The sequence below is a fragment of the Rhodococcus sp. NPDC003383 genome (assembly GCF_053589115.1).
The window spans coordinates 1-2,371 of the sequence record NZ_JBSFRG010000066.1; the positions used below are offsets into that span (position 1 = coordinate 1).

Genomic DNA, 2,371 nt, shown 5'->3' on the forward strand with positions numbered 1-2,371 from the left:
GTGATAGCGCTCATTGATCCTGCTCAGTCCCGCTTACCGAAAGTGCTCACCCGTGTGGCTCCGCCGATGAGGGCGGGTCTCCTTCGATGCTGGTGGTCTCTGACCACGCACCAGCACCCCGAAGGAGGCCCGCTTTCTCATGTTGACATGGGAGGAAGACGTGGAGATCCACGCACTGCACAAACGAGGCTGGACGATCTCGGCGATCGCCCGACACACCGGCCGAAACCGGCGCACGATCCGCAACTATCTGAACGGCACCACCACCCCAGGCGTCCGCAAACCCGCTGGTGAGGACCCATTCGAGCCGTTCGTCGACTATGTGACAGCCCGCCTGACCGAGGATCCGCACCTGTGGGCGCGGACCTTGTGCGACGAACTCGAGGACCTCGGCTACACCGCCTCGTATCAGACGCTGACCCGTCAGATCCGGCAACGAAAACTCCGGCCCGTCTGCGAGTCCTGCGCGTGCGCGACCGACCGGCCGAACGCGGTCATCGAGCATCCGCCCGGTGAGGAAACCCAGTGGGACTGGGTCGAACTACCGAACCCACCCGAATCGTGGGGGTGGGGCAAGACCGCCTACCTGCTGGTCGGCTCGCTCGCGCACTCGGGCCGGTGGCGTGGGGTGCTCGCCCCGGCGATGACCCAGCCACATCTGATCGACGGTCTGGACCGGATCTGCCGCAAACTCGGCGGCGTGACCCGCACTTGGCGGTTCGATCGGATGGCCACGGTCTGCCACCCGGACAGTGGGAAAGTCACCGCCTCCTTCGCCGGGGTCGCCAAGTACTACGGTGTCGTGCCGGCGATCTGCCCGCCACGGTCCGGGAACCGCAAAGGCGTTGTCGAGAAAGCCAATCACACTGCAGCACAGCGGTGGTGGAGGTCCGTGGCCGATGAGTTGACCGTCGAGCAGGCACAGGCGAGCGTGGACAAGTTCTGCACCCTGCGCGCCGATGCCCGGATGCGCGCCACCGCCGACGGCAAGGCTTCGGTGCTGACCGCCGCCGCCCGCGAACCCCTGGCACCGATGCCGGCCGATCCGTATCCGGTGGTCATCAGCGAACCGCGGACCGTCTCCCGGCAGGCGTTGGTGGCCTACCGCGGCAACCGCTACTCGGTGCCCCCGGAACTGGCCGCGGCGCAGGTGCAGGTCACCCGGCGGCTCGGCGACGAGGTGATCGACATCGTCACCGCCTCGCAGATCACCGTCGCCCGGCACCGGCTCGCTCCGGACGGGGCCGGCGCGATCGTGCGCGATCACGGCCACGTCCACGCCCTCGAACAGGCCGCACTGGCCGGTGCCGCGGCCGGAGGCCGGCCGCACCGCCGCAAGGAACGCATCCCACCCGGTACGGACGCACGTGCTGCGGCAGAAGCATTGCGCACCAACACCACTGACCATCACTCGCCGTCGACGCCACCGCGGTCGACGGTTGTCGACCTGGCCGCCTACGAGCGCGCTGCCCGCGGAAGGAACACCCTCGCATGACCACCACCCCCGACGCCACCACCTCGACGAGTCTCTATCAGCGGCTGCGGGGCCACCTGGCCACCCTCAAGTTGCACGACGCCGCCGAAGCGCTGCCGTCGGTGCTCGACCGGGCCCAGAAGGACGGACTGTCGATGACCGCGACCCTCGAACAGCTACTGTCGATCGAGGTCGACGCCACCGAAGCGAGGCGGCTCGCCGGACGGTTGCGGTTCGCGTGCTTGCCGACCCCGGCCTCCCTCGACGACTTCGACTACGACGCAGCCCCGGGCATCGACCGGGCGCTGATCGACGAACTGGGGACCTGCCGATTCCTCGAAACCGCGACGAACGTCCTGCTCATCGGGCCCCCGGGCGTCGGAAAGACCCACCTGTCGGTGGGTTTGGCGCGGGCGGCCGCGCATGCCGGCTATCGCACCTATTTCACCACCGCCGCGGATCTGGCGGCCCGCTGTCACCGCGCTGCGATCGAAGGCCGGTGGGCGACGACGATGCGGTTCTATGCGGGTCCGACGCTGTTGGTGATCGACGAGCTCGGTTATCTTCCGTTACCGGGTGAGGCCGCATCCGCCTTATTTCAGGTTGTCGCGCAACGCTATCTGAAGACTTCGATCATCATCACCACCAACCGCGGTGTCGGTGAGTGGGGTGAGGTCCTCGGCGATACGACCGTCGCCGCTGCGATGCTCGATCGACTTCTGCACCGATCGGTCGTGCTCAATCTCGACGGTGATTCCTACCGCCTGCGCGATCACCACGCCCGAGCCGAGAAGCTCCGTCGGGCTACCACTGGAACACGGCAACCGCTACAGTGAAACCGCCCGCGAGTGGGCACTTTCGTTGAGCACAAGCGAGCACATTCGCTGAGCCTCATCA

The 2,371-nt window shown here is 67.3% G+C and carries 2 protein-coding genes; both read left to right on the plus strand.

What is annotated here, in order from left to right; genetic code table 11:
• The first annotated feature begins 139 nt into the window (after positions 1 to 139).
• Positions 140 to 1,495 carry an IS21 family transposase gene (istA, locus tag ACWDTS_RS28055; RefSeq protein ID WP_450119458.1) on the plus strand — a complete coding sequence of 452 codons (1,356 nt, stop codon included), beginning with the start codon at positions 140 to 142 and terminating at the stop codon, positions 1,493 to 1,495.
• Positions 1,492 to 2,310 (plus strand): IS21-like element helper ATPase IstB, encoded by an 819-nt coding sequence (istB, locus tag ACWDTS_RS28060; protein ID WP_450119459.1) that lies wholly within the window; start codon positions 1,492 to 1,494, stop codon positions 2,308 to 2,310. The genes istA and istB overlap by 4 nt, the downstream gene beginning before the upstream one ends.
• Positions 2,311 to 2,371: the final 61 nt, after the last annotated feature.